The organism is Tessaracoccus terricola (assembly GCF_054776555.1).
Window position 1 is genome coordinate 26,942 of record NZ_BAAHBS010000002.1, and the last position, 16,027, is coordinate 42,968.

Annotated in this window: 15 protein-coding genes and 2 tRNA genes; 15 read left to right on the top strand and 2 right to left on the bottom strand. The window is 68.8% G+C overall.

What is annotated here, in order from left to right:
* Window positions 1-17: 17 nt before the first annotated feature.
* The 10 genes from hisF (at window position 18) to ACYU7G_RS04515 (ending at window position 10,266) form a co-directional block, all read left to right on the top strand.
* Window positions 18-794: an imidazole glycerol phosphate synthase subunit HisF gene (hisF, locus tag ACYU7G_RS04470; RefSeq protein ID WP_461105215.1), complete on the top strand. Its 777-nt coding sequence runs from the start codon at window positions 18-20 to the stop codon at window positions 792-794.
* Window positions 791-1,201, top strand: a complete 411-nt coding sequence (locus ACYU7G_RS04475) for an HIT family protein (RefSeq protein WP_461105217.1) — start codon at window positions 791-793, stop codon at window positions 1,199-1,201. Before hisF ends, ACYU7G_RS04475 begins: the two co-directional genes overlap by 4 nt.
* Window positions 1,202-1,303: 102 nt before the next feature.
* Complete coding sequence (locus ACYU7G_RS04480) at window positions 1,304-1,819, top strand: aromatic ring-opening dioxygenase LigA (RefSeq protein ID WP_461105219.1); 516 nt, start codon at window positions 1,304-1,306, stop codon at window positions 1,817-1,819.
* A 253-nt stretch (window positions 1,820-2,072) separates the two neighbouring features.
* Window positions 2,073-3,815, top strand: a complete 1,743-nt coding sequence (locus tag ACYU7G_RS04485) for an acetolactate synthase large subunit (RefSeq protein ID WP_461105221.1) — start codon at window positions 2,073-2,075, stop codon at window positions 3,813-3,815.
* Window positions 3,812-4,318 carry an acetolactate synthase small subunit gene (gene ilvN, locus ACYU7G_RS04490; protein ID WP_461105223.1) on the top strand — a complete coding sequence of 169 codons (507 nt, stop codon included), beginning with the start codon at window positions 3,812-3,814 and terminating at the stop codon, window positions 4,316-4,318. Before ACYU7G_RS04485 ends, ilvN begins: the two co-directional genes overlap by 4 nt.
* Before the next feature lie 42 nt (window positions 4,319-4,360).
* Window positions 4,361-5,392: a ketol-acid reductoisomerase gene (ilvC, locus tag ACYU7G_RS04495; protein WP_461105225.1), complete on the top strand. Its 1,032-nt coding sequence runs from the start codon at window positions 4,361-4,363 to the stop codon at window positions 5,390-5,392.
* Between the two features lie 124 nt (window positions 5,393-5,516).
* Window positions 5,517-6,035, top strand: coding sequence for a hypothetical protein (locus ACYU7G_RS04500; RefSeq protein ID WP_461105227.1), 519 nt, complete (start codon window positions 5,517-5,519; stop codon window positions 6,033-6,035).
* Window positions 6,036-6,078: 43 nt separating this feature from the next.
* Window positions 6,079-7,596, top strand: a complete 1,518-nt coding sequence (locus ACYU7G_RS04505) for a flotillin family protein (RefSeq protein WP_461105229.1) — start codon at window positions 6,079-6,081, stop codon at window positions 7,594-7,596.
* A gap of 113 nt (window positions 7,597-7,709) precedes the next feature.
* Entirely contained in the window at window positions 7,710-8,357 is a 648-nt protein-coding gene (locus ACYU7G_RS04510; protein ID WP_461105231.1) for a hypothetical protein, read from the top strand.
* Window position 8,358: 1 nt separating this feature from the next.
* Window positions 8,359-10,266, top strand: coding sequence for a hypothetical protein (locus tag ACYU7G_RS04515; RefSeq protein WP_461105233.1), 1,908 nt, complete (start codon window positions 8,359-8,361; stop codon window positions 10,264-10,266).
* A 99-nt stretch (window positions 10,267-10,365) separates the two neighbouring features.
* Here the strand turns inward: ACYU7G_RS04515 and ACYU7G_RS04520 are convergent, their stop codons facing one another.
* Window positions 10,366-11,424: a 3-isopropylmalate dehydrogenase gene (locus ACYU7G_RS04520; protein WP_461105234.1), complete on the bottom strand. Its 1,059-nt coding sequence runs from the start codon at window positions 11,422-11,424 to the stop codon at window positions 10,366-10,368.
* Between the two features lie 123 nt (window positions 11,425-11,547).
* Here ACYU7G_RS04520 and cimA point away from each other — a divergent pair, with 123 nt between their 5' ends.
* The 5 genes from cimA to ACYU7G_RS04545 all read left to right on the top strand — a co-directional run bounded on the left by cimA (window position 11,548) and on the right by ACYU7G_RS04545 (window position 15,205).
* The gene (gene cimA / locus ACYU7G_RS04525) at window positions 11,548-13,152 is read left to right on the top strand and encodes a citramalate synthase (protein ID WP_461105236.1); all 1,605 of its coding nucleotides are present in this window, start codon (window positions 11,548-11,550) and stop codon (window positions 13,150-13,152) included.
* Window positions 13,153-13,209: 57 nt separating this feature from the next.
* Complete coding sequence (locus tag ACYU7G_RS04530; protein WP_461105238.1) at window positions 13,210-14,016, top strand: fumarylacetoacetate hydrolase family protein; 807 nt, start codon at window positions 13,210-13,212, stop codon at window positions 14,014-14,016.
* Complete coding sequence (locus ACYU7G_RS04535) at window positions 14,013-14,930, top strand: lysostaphin resistance A-like protein (RefSeq protein ID WP_461105240.1); 918 nt, start codon at window positions 14,013-14,015, stop codon at window positions 14,928-14,930. The genes ACYU7G_RS04530 and ACYU7G_RS04535 overlap by 4 nt, the downstream gene beginning before the upstream one ends.
* Before the next feature lie 81 nt (window positions 14,931-15,011).
* Window positions 15,012-15,083 (top strand) — tRNA-Gln (locus ACYU7G_RS04540).
* A gap of 46 nt (window positions 15,084-15,129) precedes the next feature.
* Window positions 15,130-15,205, top strand: a tRNA-Glu gene (locus ACYU7G_RS04545).
* A 69-nt stretch (window positions 15,206-15,274) separates the two neighbouring features.
* Here ACYU7G_RS04545 and ACYU7G_RS04550 read toward each other — a convergent pair.
* Entirely contained in the window at window positions 15,275-16,000 is a 726-nt protein-coding gene (locus ACYU7G_RS04550) for an IclR family transcriptional regulator (protein ID WP_461105242.1), read from the bottom strand.
* Between the last annotated feature and the right edge of the window lie 27 nt (window positions 16,001-16,027).

Sequence of the window (16,027 nt, forward strand, 5' to 3'; positions counted from 1 at the left end):
GCGGGTAGATTTGGCGCATGTCTGTTGCGCTGCGTGTGATCCCCTGCCTCGACGTCCACGACGGACGCGTCGTCAAGGGCGTCAACTTCCAGAACCTCCGCGATGCCGGGGACCCCGTCGAACTGGCGGCCACCTACTCCGCCGCGGGCGCCGACGAACTCACGTTCCTCGACATCTCCGCCTCCTCCGACGGCCGGGCCACCACTCGGGACATGGTGCAGCGCTGCGCGGAGACGGTGTTCATCCCGCTGACGGTGGGCGGGGGAGTGCGCGAGGTGGCCGACGTCGACGCGCTGCTGCGCTGCGGCGCGGACAAGGCCGGCATCAACACCGGAGCCCTCGCCCGGCCCGACGTGATCAACGAGATCGCCGAGCGCTTCGGCAACCAGGTCCTCGTACTGTCCCTCGACGCCCGCCGCGAGGAGGGCATGCCCTCGGGGTTCGGGGTGACCACCCACGGAGGTCGACGCTCCGCCGGCAGGGACGCCATCGAGTGGGCCCGCGAGGCCGTGGACCGCGGCGTCGGCGAGGTCCTCCTCAACTCGATGGACGCCGACGGCACCACCAACGGCTTCGACCTCGAGATGCTGGAGGCTGTGCGCAAGGTCATCGACGTGCCCCTGATCGCGTCCGGTGGCGCCGGCACCGCTCAGCACTTCGTCGACGCGGCCGACGCCGGCGCCGACGCACTCCTGGCAGCCTCGGTGTTCCACTACCAGACACTGACCGTCGCCCAGGTCAAGGAGGCCCTCAAGGCCGGGGGCCACACTGTTCGCGAAGGAGCCCTGGCATGACCGACCCGGACTGCCTGTTCTGCAAGATCGTCGCCGGCGAGATCCCGTCCAAGCAGATCCACTCCGACGACGCCTCCATCACCTTCCTGGACATCTCACCGTGGCAGGAGGGACACGCACTCGTGATCCCACGTCGCCACGTCACCGACGCCCTGGCCGACGACGCCGTGCTGGCCGAGCTCGCGCCTGCCGTGGTGGCGGTCGGGAACCTCCTGAAGGAGACCCTGGGGGCCACCGCCTGCAACATCCTCACCAACGCCGGCGCCGACTCCGGCCAGGAGGTGTTCCACGCCCACGTCCACGTCATCCCGCGCTATGCGGACAACCCCGGGATCGCGAACCTGAAGGGGTCGGTGGCGTCCGACCTGGACGAGATCCACGCGCGGATCACCGGAAATCGGCGTTAACGCGAACCCGGTGTGAGGCTCGAAAACCTGCCTGCGTAGCATTTCAGTTGTCGAGTTCTTCGGGTGGACAGGTCACCGGAAGACACATACTAAGGAGCAGGTATGAAGACCACGAAGATCGTGGGTGTGCTGTCAATCATCGCTGGTTTCGTGATGGCCATCGCAGGCATCGCCACCTACGTGACCGTCAGCCAGCAGCTGGCATCCGAGAACATCACCGTCCCCGGTGACGCCGCCTTCCTGGCCGGCGACAAGGTCGACGGTCCCTTCTCGGCGTTCGCCCAGGCGGACATCATCAACAAGCACGCACTGGCCGCCTCGGAGGGCAAGACCTACGCCGAGCTCGGAGCCCTCGCCACCGAGGCCCGCGAGGCCGGCGACGAGGAACTGGCCCAGCAGTACACCGACCAGCGCGCCACCGTCATGAACGCCTCGTTCCTGCGGGCCTCGCTGTTCACCTCCGTCGTCGCCTTCGGCGTCGCCGCACTGGTCATCGGCCTGGGCGTCCTGTTCGGCCTCATCGGCTGGGCACTGACCTCCGCCGCCGCTCGCCAGGGCGCAGCGATCCCGGTCCGGGCCGAGGCCGAGGCCGAGCGTGAGAAGCTGGCCGTCTCCTGACAACCAGGACTGAGTCGATCCACTGAATCTGGACGGACCGCACCCCAACCGGGTGCGGTCCGTCTCAGTATTCAGAACAACATCGGTGCGATCCTTGACACGGTGGGGCGGGTGCGCAATTGTGGCTGCGTGACCACCAGCCTGATCGTAGCCAGCTAAGCGTTTCGCACACGTCGAAACGCTCCCTCGAGTGCCCTCGTGGCGCCGGGGGTTTTTTGTTGGGCAGGATCGGGCGACAACCGAAGGGAGTGCAATGTCGCATCAGGACGACCGCATGCTGACGGGCGCACAGTCGCTCGTCGAATCACTCGAGCGGGTCGGTGTGGACGTAGCTTTCGGGATCCCCGGTGGCGCCATCCTGCCCGCCTACGACCCGCTGTTCGACTCCTCCATCCGCCACATCCTGGTGCGCCACGAACAGGGCGCCGGGCACGCCGCTGAGGGTTACGCCATGGCCAGCGGCCGGGTCGGGGTCTGCATCGCAACCTCCGGGCCGGGAGCCACCAACCTGGTGACGCCCATCGGCAACGCCTACATGGACTCGACCCCGCTGGTGGCCATCACTGGCCAGGTGAACTCGAACTACATCGGCACCGACGCCTTCCAGGAGGCCGACATCCGCGGCATCGTGATGCCGATCACCAAGCACAGCTTCCTGATCAAGCGGACCGAGGACATCCCGCTGGCCATCCGCGAGGCCTTCCACATCGCGCAGACCGGCCGGCCGGGCCCTGTCCTGGTGGACATCGCGAAGGACGCCCTGACCAACACGGCGCCGTTCGTGTGGCCGGAGGAGCTCGACCTGCCCGGCTACAAGCCCACCACGAAGCCACACATCAAGCAGATCCGGGCGGCGGCGAAGCTGATCTCGGCCTCCACCAAGCCGGTGCTCTACGTCGGTGGTGGCGTGATGAGCGCCCGCGCCTCGCAGGAACTCGCCGAGCTGGTGGAACGCACCCGGATCCCCGTGGTCACGACGCTCATGGCCAGGGGCGTGTTCCCCGACAGCCACGAGCTGAACATGGGCATGCCCGGGATGCACGGCACCGTCGCTGCCGTCGGGGCGCTCCAGAAGGCGGACCTGCTGATCGCCGTCGGGACACGCTTCGACGACAGGGTCACCGGCAAGCTGGACACGTTCGCGCCGCACGCGAAGATCATCCACGCCGACGTCGACCCTGCGGAGATCGGCAAGAACAAGCCCGTCGACGTCCCGATCGTGGGCGACGCCAGGGAGACCCTGCGGCTCCTCACCGACGCGATGGCGGAGCTTCCCGCACCCGAGGCCGACGCGTGGCGCAAACTGCTCGGCGGCATGAAGGACCGCTACCAGCCGCGCTGGGAGGAAGCCCCGGACGGCCGACTCTCGCCGCAGGAGGTCATCCAGCGCATCGGGCAGCTCAGCCCCGACGACTCCATCTACGTCGCGGGTGTGGGTCAGCACCAGATGTGGGCAGCCCACTTCCTCCCGCACGAGCGCCCGTCCAAGTGGCTCAACTCGGGCGGCTCGGGAACCATGGGGTTCTGCGTGCCCGCCGCGATGGGCGCCAAGGTGGCCGAGCCGGACCGCACGGTCTGGGGGATCGACGGCGACGGCTGCTTCCAGATGACCAACCAGGAACTGGTCACCTGCGCGCTGAACAACATCCCCATCAAGATCGCCATCATCAACAACAACTCGCTGGGCATGGTGCGGCAGTGGCAGACGTTGTTCTACAACGAGCGCTACTCAAACACGGACCTGCAGACCGAGTCCATCCCCAACTTCCCGCTGCTCGCAGAGGCCATGGGCTGCGTCGGGCTGCGGGCCACGAACGAGGAGGAGATGGAGGAGGCGATCAACAAGGCCCTCGAGATCAACGACCGCCCCGTCGTGGTGGAGTTCGTCGTCCACAAGGACGCGATGGTCTGGCCGATGGTCGCCGCCGGCACCAGCAACGACGAGATCAAGGTGGCCCGCGACATGGCCCCCGACTGGGAAGAGGAAATCCTGTGACCACGCACACCCTCAGCGTCCTCGTCTCCAACCGGCCGGGCGTCCTGACACGGATCGCGGCCCTGTTCTCGCGCCGCGGCTACAACATCGAGTCCCTGGCCGTCGGACCCACCGAACGGCCCGAGGTGTCCCGGATGACCATCGCCGCGCAGGTGGAGGACGAGGCCGCCCTCGAGCAGATCGTCAAGCAGTTGAACAAGCTCATCGAGGTCCGCAAGGTCCTCGAACTCGGTGCGAACACCGTCAAGCGGGAGATGGTCCTGGTGAAGGTCAGGGCCGACGTCAACTCCCGCAGCCAGATCATCGACGTCGTGTCCCTGTTCCGGGGCAAGGCCGTCGACGTCAGCCCCGAGTCGATCACGATCGAGGCCACCGGCGCGCCCGACAAGCTCGCCGCCCTGCTCGAGATGCTGTCCCCGCACGGCATCCAGGAACTGGTCCAGTCCGGTCAGGTGGCCTTGGGCCGCGGTGCCCGGACGATGGCCGAGACCAAGTCGAAATAAGATTCCCAACGAGACCCCTCAACACTGAAGGAAAGACAAGCAATGGCAGCAAAGATGTTCTACGACACCGACGCCGACCTCTCGATCATCCAGGGTCGCCAGGTCGCCGTCATCGGCTACGGCTCCCAGGGCCACGCCCACGCGCTCAGCCTGCGCGACTCCGGCGTCGACGTCCGCGTCGGCCTGCGTCCCGGCTCCAAGTCCGCCGCCAAGGCCGAGGCCGAGGGCCTGCGCGTCCTCCCCGTGGCGGAGGCTGTCGAGGAGGCCGATCTCATCATGATCCTGGCGCCCGACCAGGTGCAGCGGAAGGTCTACGCCGAGGACATCGAGCCCAACCTCGCCCCCGGCGACGCGCTGTTCTTCGCCCACGGCTTCAACATCCGCTTCGGCTACATCAAGGCCCCCGAGGGCGTCGACGTGTGCATGGTCGCCCCGAAGGGCCCCGGCCACCTGGTGCGCCGCGAGTACGCCGAGGGTCGCGGGGTCCCCGCGATCATCGCCGTCGAGGTGGACGCCACCGGCAACGCCTGGCCGCTGGCCCTCAGCTACGCCAAGGGCATCGGCGCGCTGCGCGCCGGCGGCATCGAGACCACCTTCACCGAGGAGACCGAGACCGACCTGTTCGGTGAGCAGGCCGTCCTCTGCGGTGGCGCCTCCGCCCTCGTCCAGGCCGGGTTCGAGACCCTCGTCGAGGCCGGCTACCAGCCCGAGGTCGCCTACTTCGAGTGCCTCCACGAGCTGAAGCTGATCGTCGACCTCATGTACGAGGGCGGCATCGCCAAGCAGCGCTGGAGCGTCTCCGACACCGCCGAGTTCGGCGACTACGTCTCCGGCCCGCGCGTCATCGACGCCCGGGTGAAGGAGAACATGAAGGCCGTCCTGACCGACGTCCAGAACGGCAACTTCGCCAAGCGCTTCATCGAGGACCAGGACGCCGGCGCGCCCGAGTTCAAGAAGTTCCGCGAGGCTGGCGAGGCCCACCCGATCGAGGCCACCGGCCGCGAGCTGCGCAAGCTCATGAGCTGGGTCAAGGGCTCCGACGACGACTACGTCGAGGGTTCGGCCGCACGCTGATCCCAGCACCGCCCACGAGGGGCCCCGGACGCTTCGGCGCCGGGGCCCCTCGCCGTCGGGCGCCACTGCCCGACGACCCCCTCAGCGGCTAGAATGGGCAGACAACAACAGGGGGTGTGCGCGCGTGGGGCTGTTTCTGACGATCGGGATCATCGGGATCGTTGTGGTCCTTGCCGCACTCCTGCTGGGTGACCTGGTCGAGGGCCTCATCAACGTGGACGCCTTCGGAGGGGACCTGTTCTCCCTGGCCGGTCTCGCCGCCTTCGTCGGCGCCTTCGGATTCGGCGGCTACATCTCGATGTCCTTCGTCGAGGCCACCTGGCTGGCCGTGGTCGTCGGCGTCGTCGCCGGCGGACTCGCGTTCTGGGGTGCCACATCCTTCACGCGCTGGCTGAAGCGCAGCGAGACCACCGCCTCCTTCCACTCCGACAAACTGGTCGGCTCCACCGCGAAGGTGATCACGGACATCCCGGCAGGCGGCTACGGCGAGGTCCGCGTCTACGGACCCGGCGGGTCGCGCAAGCGCACCGCCCGAGCCGTCACCGCCATCCCGTCCGGGACCGAGGTCTGGGTCTCCGGGATCGTCTCGCCGACCGCCGTGGAGGTCACGGCCACACATGAACTTCCGGCCCAGCCGGAGTGAACCCCACACGGTTCAATCGCCCGCACAACGACAGGAATGACACATGCCTGAACTGCCACCTCTAGTCGTCGGGATCGGCGGAGCAGTACTGCTCCTGGTCCTCATCATCTGGCTCATCGCCAGCCGCTACAAGGTCGCCCGCCCCAACGAGGCCTACATCATCACCGGCCAGAAGGGGAAGGCGGTGACCAACCCGGAGACGGGCCTGGTCTCCACCGACCTCAGCGGCCAGAAGGTCGTCATGGGCGGCGGTGTCTTCGTGATCCCGTTCATCCAGCGCCTCCACATCCTCGACCTGTCCTCGCGTCGCATCATGGTCCAGATTCGGGCGGCCGTCTCCGGCCAGGGCATCAAGCTGAACCTGGACGGCGTCGCCATCGTCAAGGTGGGCGGCAACGTGGACTCCATCCGCGCCGCCGCGCAGCGCTTCCTGATGCAGCAGGACGAGATCGAGACCTTCACCCAGGAGACGCTCGCCGGTTCGCTGCGCTCCATCGTCGGTTCGCTGTCCGTCGAGCAGATCATCCGTGACCGCGCGGCCTTCGCCCAGCGCGTCGCCGACGAGTCCGAGGCCTCGCTGACCGGCCAGGGCCTCGTGCTCGACACCTTCCAGATCCAGGACATCACCGACGACGGCACCTACCTCGCCGACCTCGGTCGCCCGGAGTCCGCCAAGCTGGCCCGAACCGCCGCCGTCGCGGAGGCCGAGGCCCGTCGCGAGGCGGAGCAGGCGCGTCTGCTCGCCGAGCAGGAGATCGCCATCGCCGAGCGTGCGCTGGTGCTGAAGGAGGCCGAGATCAAGGCCGAGACCGACGCCGCCCGCGCCAAGGCCGCGGCCGCCGGTCCGCTGTCCCAGGCCGACCAGGACCAGGCGATCCTCACCGAGCAGGAGAAGGTCGCCGTCCGACAGGCCGCGCTGAAGGAGCGCCAGCTGGACACCGAGGTGCGCAAGCCCGCGGACGCCAAGCGGTACGAGATGGAGACCGAGGCGCAGGGTCGTCGCAACTCCGAGATCTTCGAGGCCGAGGCCGCCAAGGCCGCAGCCATCGCCGCCGCCGAGGCCGAGGCCGAGAAGGCACGCCTGACCGGTGTGGGTGAGCAGTCCCGCCGTTCCGCACTCGCCGAGGCCGAGGCCATCGAGGGTGCCAAGCGCGGTGAGGCCGAGAAGGCCCGCCGTATCGCGGAGGCGGAGGCCGTGCGCGCCGAGGGTGAGGCCGAGGCCGCATCCGTCCTGGCCGTCGGAACCGCCGAGGCCGAGGCGATGGACAAGCGTGCCGCAGCGTTCGAGAAGTACAACGACGCCGCAGTGCTGCAGATGCTCATCGAGGTGCTCCCGCAGGTGGCCAAGGAGGTGGCGGCCCCGATGTCCAACATCGACAAGCTCACCGTCGTGTCCACCGACGGTGCGGGCGCCCTGCCCAAGCAGATCAACGACAACGTCCTGCAGACAGTCGAGATGATCAAGAACACCACGGGCATCGACCTGATGAACATCCTCAAGTCCAAGGTGGACTCCGCCGCAGGGGAGACGATCTCCGGCGACGTCGTCGCAACCGACTGACCGTGCCGAAGCCGCGGCCCCATCCGGAACCTGCCGGGTGGGGCCGCGGTGCTGTTCGAACCCGGTGCGGTGGCGCAGCGCCTTGTGACACGCCCTGCACCTAAGCTCCTGCCATGACGATCCGACCCGATGTGCCTGCCGCGGCCCGACTCATGGAGGCCGCCCGCACGCTCCGTCTGGAAGCACAGGCGCTGCGCCGCTCCTTCCCCCCGAAGCGTGCCTCGAGCCAGACCGCCGAGGTGGACGTCGACGCCGACGGCCGCACCCTCGCACTGCGGCTGCTGGATCCTCGGCTCCTGCCCGCGTCCCAGTGGGGCGGCCACCTGCTGGAGCTGTACCGGGCCGCCACCGGAACCCATGCAGAAGGCGTGGCCGTCTCCGACCTGGGCCCGGGCGAGGTCCCGTCGGAAACCACCGGCCTCGGCCCCGGCCGGTTCCAGTTCCCCCCGGGAATCGACGCTGACGCACCCCCTGCCGTGGTGCTGTCCCAGGCCAACGCACGGCTGCGCACCCGATTCGCCGCCGCGGAGGCCGCATCCGGCCGCATCAGCGAACTGGACGGGCACGGCACGGCCGGGGGGGACGACGAGGTGGTGGTTCGCGTCGGCTCGCTCGGCCAGTTGCTGGAGGTGCGCATCAGCAGCCACCTGGGCAGCAGGTCGCAGGACGAGGTCAACGAGTTGCTGGCCGAGGCCCTGCAAGCCGCCCGTGGTGACCTCCGCGCCCAGGTCGACGCACTCCTCACGCAGGAAGGAATCTGAGATGGCCGATCCCACCGGATGGAACTCCGCACAGATCGAGGCGATGGGCGACGCGGTGTCCGCGGAGGCGGAGAACCTCGCCGGACTGGGGCCCGTCAGCCCGCCGCCCACGAGCGCGTTCGGCAAGCTGCTGGAGCCGCCCGCCACGAACGCCTTCCCGTTCACCACCGACGGCATCCAGCGCTACCTGGACAGTTCGGCCACCGCCACGTCCCGGATGGGCGCCGGTCTCGCCTTCTCCGCGCGCAGCTACCAGCATGCCGAGGACCAGGCCACCCAGTTCGCCCAGCAGGTCGCCGGAGGTGGTGGTGGTGGTGGTGGCACCATCACCCCTCCGAACGCCACGGTGCAGGTGACCCCACTGCGGAACTGGAACACCGCCAAGAGCATCCTTGGTGGGGGAGCAGCCACCGGCGGGGACAGTTTCGCCGGTGGCAACCCCCTTTCCGTGCTGGCCCCGACCGCACTGGACTGGCTGAACGCGCCCGTGGCCGTCTACGAACTGGTGGCCAACGGTCTGGGATTCCTCGCCGGAACCCTGGTCAGCTACTTCCCGCCCTTCAACGACGCCATCGAGAAGCTCACCGGGGACCCGGACGGCATCCGGGCGTTCAAGTCCACCCTCGAGTCCCTCGCGCGGGCACTGGACCAGCACGTCTCCGCCATGGAGGGCTCGACGCGGATGGCGCCTGAGTGGTTCGGTGACGCGGCGGACAACTACCAGACCTACGCAACGGTGCAAGGTGCCTGCATGCAGGCCGCCGAGGCGCTGGTCGAGGTCATCGGCCCAAGTGTCGAGGGCGTCGCCGCCAACACCGGCCAGGCCCGCAAGATGGTGGTGGCCATCCTCGTCAACGTCATCGAGGAGATCGTCCGCGCCGCCGTCCCCAACCTGTTCTGGCTGAAGGTGGCCCTCGGGTTCGCCGTCGTGCCGTTCGGGTTCGTCGTCAGCGGGGCCATCATCGCCGGCATCCTCGCCCGCTTCGTCGCCTGGGTGGTGGAGTTCCTGGCCACGGAGATGCAGGTGATCGCGCAGTTGATGCGTGACGTCGCGCAGCAGGGTGCGGGCTACCTCGGCCAGATCCGGCAGTTGGGCCACACCATGCAGCGCGCCGGTGTGACGCTGCAGACCGGGGTGGATCCCGGCCCGGGCTTCGGCGTCGGCGACGGGTCGGTGGCCGACTCCATGATCGGCACCGAACCGGACCCGCGCGACGGCTCCCTGGTGGACCTGATGGCAGGCGACGTCGACGGCTTCACGCCCGTCTCGGACGAGGAGCTCGCGGAACTTGGACTGACGCCGGAGATGCTCGTCGACGACGAGAACGGCTTCGCCGCCCACGTCTACAAGGACGCCGACGGCAACATCGTCGTCCTGTTCGAGGGCACCGACTTCGAGGACTCCCAGCAGCGGGACCTGCTGAAGGAGAACGTTCCCGGCGGCGTCGGGATGGGGCCACAGTCCGAGATGGCGATGGCGATCGCGCAGGCCATCGGGAACAGCCCCAACCAGGACCAGGTGAGCTACGCCGGCCACTCCCTGGGCGGCCGTCTGGCCGCGATCGCCGCCATGACCAGCGGGAACCCGGCGGTCACTGCGAACGCGGCAGGGGTCAGCCCGGCCCAGATCGAATACATCGCCCAGGCCAACGGCATGACGGTGGAACAGGTGCAGCAGAGCCTGGAAAGCGGTCTGGTGCGGGCCTACCGCACCGACGACGACATCCTCACCGGCCTGCAGGAGCGCTACCCGATCATTCCGGGCCTGATGCCCGACGCCGTCGGCGTGACCGTCGACCTGCCCGGCAGCGAGGACCCCATCACCGGCCATGGTTCGGACAACGTGCAGCACAACTACGACGAGGTCTACGGCACCGACCGGCCGGACTCGATGACGCCGGTGCCCTGAGCCCCGGGGGTCCGTTCCGCGCGCACCCGGAACGACTGAGTGGGGTCGTTGTGCGGGTACACCAACACAACGACCCCACTCAGGTCATCGTCGAACGCGTCAGAGGGCGGTGGCGATCCTGTCGCCGATCTCGGTGGTGGAGCCTGCGTCCGCACCACGAGCCGCGATGTCCGCGGACACGGCGGCGTCGATGCGGGCGGCCTCGGCGTCCAGGCCCAGGTGGGCCAGGAGCAGCGCCATCGACGAGATGGCCGCCGTCGGGTCCGCGATGCCCTTGCCCGCGATGTCGGGGGCCGAGCCGTGCACGGGCTCGAACATGGACGGGAACTCTCCCGAGGGGTTGATGTTGGCGCTCGCCGCCAGGCCGATGCCGCCGGTCACTGCCGCCGCGAGGTCGGTGACGATGTCGCCGAACAGGTTGTCGGTGACGATCACGTCGAACTGCGACGGGTTGACCACCATCGCGATCATCGCGGCGTCGATGTGCAGGTAGCGGCGCTCCACGTCGCCGTAGGACTCGCCCACCTCGTTGAAGATGCGGTTCCACAGCGAGCCGGCGTTGACCAGCACGTTGTGCTTGTGGAGCAGCGTGATCTCCTTGCGGCGGGCGCGGGCCCGCTCGAAGGCGTCGCGCACGACACGCTCCACGCCGTAGGCGGTGTTGACCGAGACCTCGGTGGCCAGTTCCTGCGGGGTCCCGGTGCGCACGGCGCCGCCGTTGCCGCAGTAGAGGCCCTCGGTGCCCTCGCGCACGACGACGAAGTCCACCTCGCCCTTGGCCACGACGTCCTGGGACAGCGGGGTGCCCACCCCGGGGTACAGCTTGGAGGGGCGCAGGTTGATGGCGTGGTCGAAGGCGAAGCGGAGCTTCAGCAGCAGCCCGCGCTCCAGCAGGCCGCTGGGGATGGCCTTCGAGCCCGGGGCGGCGCCCACCGCGCCCAGCACGATGGCGTCCACGCCCTTGAGCTCCTCCAGGACCGTGTCGGGGAGCACCTCGCCGGTGCGCTGCCAGCGCTCCGCGCCCAGGTCGTAGTCGACGAACTCGAAGGTGTCCTCGCCCGCGACGGCGCGCAGCGCCTTGAGTGCCTCGGCGGTGACTTCCGGTCCGATCCCGTCGCCGCCGATGACCGCGATCTTCTTGTTCGTCTCAGTTCCCATGCGCTGAACCTTAGCCATGGGTGCCCGCTGAGCGCGCACCGGGCGTGGACGCCGTCCCAACTGGCGAGACGTCCGGGTTAGGCTTTCCGGAACACCCACCCCCGGCGGATGCAGGAAGTAGCCATGACCACCACTCCCACAGTGCCCGAAGAGTTCCACATCTTTGACACCAGCCTGCGCGACGGCGCGCAGCAGGAAGGGCTGCGGCTCAGCGTCGCGGACAAGCTGCGGATCGCGGGCTACCTCGACGAACTGGGCGTCACCTTCATCGAGGGCGGCTGGCCCGGCGCCAACCCGGCGGACACGCAGTTCTTCGTCGAGGCCAAGGCCCTGGAGCTGAAGAACTCCAAGCTCGTGGCCTTCGGTGCCACCCGCAAGGCCGGCGCGACGGCGGCGACGGACCCGCTCACGAAGGCCTTGGTCGACGCGGGCACCGACTACATCTGCATCGTCGCCAAGAGCCACGACGAGCACGTCACCAGGGCGCTGCGCACCACGCTCGAGGAGAACCTCGAGATGGTCACCGACACCGTCACCTACCTGCGGGAGCAGGGCAAGCACGTGTTCGTCGACTGCGAGCACTTCTTCGACGGCTACCGCGCCAACCCGGACTACGCCCTCAGCGTCGTGCGCGCGGCCTCCGAGGCGGGTGCGGAGGTGGTCATCCTGTGCGACACCAACGGCGGCATGCTGCCCAGCTGGATGGGCGACGTCGTCAGCGCGGCCGCGCAAACCGGCGCCAACCTCGGCATCCACTGCCACAACGACACCGGCTGCGCGGTGGCCAACACGCTCGCCGCCGTCGAGGCCGGTGTGATGCACGTCCAGGGCACCTTCAACGGGTATGGGGAGCGCACCGGGAACGCGGACCTCTCGGCAGTCATCCCGAACCTGCAGATCAAGTTCGGCTGGGAGGTGCTCCCGCCGGAGAACCTGGCCGAGATCACCCGGGTCTCCCACGCCATCGCACTGGTGGCGAACCAGCCGCTCCTGGGCCGCCAGCCCTACGTCGGGGCCAGCAGCTTCGCCCACAAGGCGGGCCTGCACGCCAGCGCCATCAAGGTGGACGCGAACCTCTACCAGCACATCGACCCCACCCTCGTGGGCAACGACATGCGCATGCTGATCTCGGACATGGCCGGCCGGGCCAACATCCAGATCAAGGGCGACCAGCTGGGCTTCGACCTGAGCGACCGTGAGCTGGCCGCTCGCGTCACCGAGCGTGTGAAGGCGAAGGAGTCGGAGGGCTACAGCTACGAGTCCAGCGACGCCAGCTTCGAGATGCTGCTGCGTGACGAGCTCGGGATTCTCCCGCAGCCGTTCCAGGTCACCTCGTGGCGCGTGTTCACCGAGGAGCGCCTCGGCGAGACCATCTCCGAGGCCACCGTGAAGATCACCGCCAAGGGCCGCCAGGAGATGGTGGTGGGCGAGGGCAACGGGCCCGTCAACGCGCTGGACCACGCCCTGCGCAAGGCCATCGCCGCGGCCTACCCGGCCGTCGAGGAGTTCGAGCTCACCGACTACTCGGTGCGGCTGCTCGACGAGGGCCACGGCACCGACGCCACCGTGCGGGTGCTCATCGACACCTCGTACGAGGGCAGCACCTGGACGACGGTGGGGGTCGGCACCAACGTGATCGAGGCGTCCTGGGAGGCCCTGTTCGACGCGCTGGTCTACGGCATCTTCACCCACGTCGAGCCGGAGCTGCGCCCCGAGACCGCCGCCTGAGCGGGCGGTCGCGGATCAGCCCGCGCCCGCATCTCGGGAGCAACTACGCTGTAGCCCATGCGTATTGCTCGTTTCGCCGCCGCCGGTCAGGATCCGGCCTACGGCATCATCGAACTGGCCATTGACGGTGGGGAACACCCGGACTCGATCGCGGTCATCACCGGCGACCCGCTGGCCGGCGTCCCGGTCAACTACACGGGGGAGCGCCACGCGCTCGCCGACGTCCGCCTGCTGGCGCCGGTGATCCCGCGCAGCAAGGTGGTGGCCGTCGGCAAGAACTACGCCGACCACGCCGCCGAGATGGGCAGTGAGGTGCCCGCCGGCGCGCCACTGGTGTTCTTCAAGCCCAACACCTCGGTGATCGGGCCCAACGACCCGATCGTGCGGCCCGCCGGAGTGGAGGAACTGCACTACGAGGGCGAACTGGCCATCATCATCAACCGGTTCTGCAAGGAGGTCCCGCCCGAGCGCGTGCCCGAGGTGATCTTCGGGTACACGATCGCCAACGACGTCACTGCCCGGGACTGGCAGAACGTGGACTCGCAGTGGTCGCGCGCCAAGGGCTCGGACACCTTCTGCCCGCTCGGGCCGTGGATCAACACCCACCTGAGCATCCCGGAGGCGGAGGACCTGGGCATCGAGACCCGCCTGAACGACGACGTGCGCCAGCAGGGCAGCACCTCACAGATGGTGCGCGGCATCACGGAACTGGTGAGCTTCATCTCCGGCTTCACCACGCTGCTGCCCGGCGACGTCATCCTCACCGGCACCCCCGCCGGGGTCGGTGCCATGGCCGACGGCGACACCGTGCACGTCTCGATCGACGGCTTCGGCACCCTCAGCAACCCGGTCACCGGGCAGTGAGCCAGCAACTCTTCACGCCCGACGCCGACGAACCGGCGGGCGGCCTCGAGTACCCGCTGGTGCTGGCCGAGCCCGTCCGGAACCCGGTCAAGCCCATCATGGGGGTGTTGCTCGGGGTCCTCGCGTTCATCATCCTCGTGCCCGTCGTCTCGCAGCTCGTGCTGCGGCTCACGTGGCTGTTCCGGGGCCGGCCACCGTTCGAGCAGTACCAGGCCGAGGCGATGGCCTACGAGCTCCCTGAGGGGCTAGTGGCCTCCCACCTCGGCTTGGCCATGCTGATCGTGATCTCCGTCCTGCTGGTGCGGTACCTGCACGCCAGGGGCTGGGCGTGGCTGGTGTCGGTGGAGCCCGGGTTCCGCTGGCGCTACCTGCTGGCCTGCCTGCTCGTCGCGCTGGTGGTGCTGAACGCGGTGCTGTGGCTGTCCTTCGTCGTCATCGAAATGCCACAGTTCCAGTCGGCGCAGGAGAACTGGGCGGTGTTCCTGGCCATCATCCTGGTCACCTCACCGATCCAGGCGGCCGCAGAGGAGGTCTTCTTCCGTGGCTACGTGCTGCAGGCCCTCGGGACGGCCTTCAACCAGGCGTGGGTGGGCGTCGTCGGCTCCGCGCTGCTGTTCGCCCTGTTCCACGGTGTGCAGAACCCGGCACTGTTCGCCAACCGGTTGGCGTTCGGACTGATCGTCGGCCTGCTGGTGTGGCGCACCGGCGGTCTGGAGGCCGCCATCGGGGCCCACATCATCAACAACGTGTTCGCGTTCGGCTACGGCATCTTCACCGGGGGAGTGGCCGCCACCAAGGCCACCAGCGCCATCGGGTGGGACAAGGCATTCTTCGACATCCTCGGTTTCGCGTTGTTCGCGGTGGCCGCCTGGTGGGTGGGCAGACGCATGAACGTGGCCACCGCCACGCCCTGAGGAGGGCCTCGTCGGGCCCGGTTTGTGGCGCGGTCCGAAGTTGGTGTAGAGTTTCCACTCGTGCTCGCCAGTCGAGCACGGTGGGGTATAGGGTAATTGGCAGCCCGACTGATTCTGGTTCAGTTAGTCTAGGTTCGAGTCCTAGTACCCCAGCGGAATGTGACAGCAGCCACTTGGATGCACTAGCATTTCACCGCCTGGCCCCGTTGTGTAGCGGCCTAGCACGCCGCCCTCTCAAGGCGGTAGCGCGGGTTCGAATCCCGTCGGGGCTACCAGTGCGAAACACCCCGCGATCCTCTCCGGATCGCGGGGTGTTCTGGTTCTCCTGGCTTGTCAGCGCCGAATCAGTCGGCGTTTCCGGATCGGCGCAGCACCTCACTGAGCCGCTCGGCGGCCGCCATCACGGCCGGGGCGTGCAGCCGGCCCGGCTGGCGGCTCAGGCGCTCGATCGGGCCGGACACACTGACTGCAGCGATGATGCGCCCCGACGGCGCCAGCACGGGTGCCGAGACCGACGCCACGCCCGCCTCGCGCTCGCCGACGGACTGGGCCCAGCCGCGGCGCCGCACGGTCTGCAGCGAGGCCGAGGTGAAGGCGGCCTGCTCCAGCAGCTTCGGCAGGCGTTCGGCCTCCTCCCACGCGAGCAGCACCTGGGCGGCCGAGCCGGCGGTCATGGACAGCTGGGCCCCGACGGGGATGGTGTCACGCAGGCCCGTCGGCCGCTCGACGGCGGCGGCGCAGATGCGCATGTCGCCCTGGCGGCGGTAGAGCTGTGCCGACTCGCCCGTGATGTCGCGCAGGCGCGTGAGGATGGGGCCGGCGGTCGCGACGAGGGGGTCCTCGGATGCCGAGTCGGCCAGTTCCACGAGCCGCGGCCCGAGGACGAACCTGCCCTGCAGGTCGCGCCCCACGAACCGGTGGTGCTCGAGAGCCACTGCCAGGCGGTGCGCCGTCGGCCGTGCCAGTCCGGTGGCCGTCACGAGGCCTGCGAGGGTCAGGGGATTCTGCTCGAGCGCTGCCAGGACGGCGGCTGCCTTGTCCAGTACGCCCACTCCACTTGTGCTGTCCATATGGCGAGACTAGCGTTTCGAATGGCG